Here is a 502-nt window from a genome sequence, read left to right on the forward strand (position 1 = left end):
ACTCCGTCATCTACCATCTGATCGACGAAGTGAAAGCAGCGATGAGCGGCATGCTGTCTCCAGAACTGAAACAGCAGATCATCGGTCTGGCTGAAGTTCGTGACGTGTTCAAATCACCGAAATTTGGTGCGATCGCGGGTTGTATGGTTACCGAAGGTACCATCAAACGTCATAACCCAATCCGCGTTCTGCGTGACAACGTGGTTATCTACGAAGGCGAGCTGGAATCCCTACGCCGCTTCAAAGATGACGTTAACGAAGTCCGTAACGGCATGGAATGTGGTATCGGCGTTAAGAACTACAACGATGTTCGCGTTGGCGATATGATCGAAGTGTTCGAAATCATCGAAATCCAGCGTAGCATTGCTTAATCCCCGAAAGGATTAAGAAAATTGTAAGCCGGGTAAGCGAAGCGCCACCCGGCATGAAATATCAAAAGGGGCTTATGGCCCCTTTTTTGTCTGGAGAATTTATTATGGCGAAAGAATTTGGTCGCCCACAG

At 48.4% G+C, this 502-nt stretch carries 1 protein-coding gene; it reads left to right on the top strand.

Annotated features, from left to right (window positions below):
• Nucleotides 1-371 (top strand): EF-Tu/IF-2/RF-3 family GTPase (locus K5E19_RS24140; RefSeq protein ID WP_260411954.1); only part of this gene is annotated, 371 nt, incomplete at its 5' end.
• Between the last annotated feature and the right edge of the window lie 131 nt (nt 372-502).

It is taken from the genome of Enterobacter sp. RIT637, assembly GCF_019718755.1.
Taxonomy (GTDB): Bacteria; Pseudomonadota; Gammaproteobacteria; order Enterobacterales; family Enterobacteriaceae; genus Enterobacter.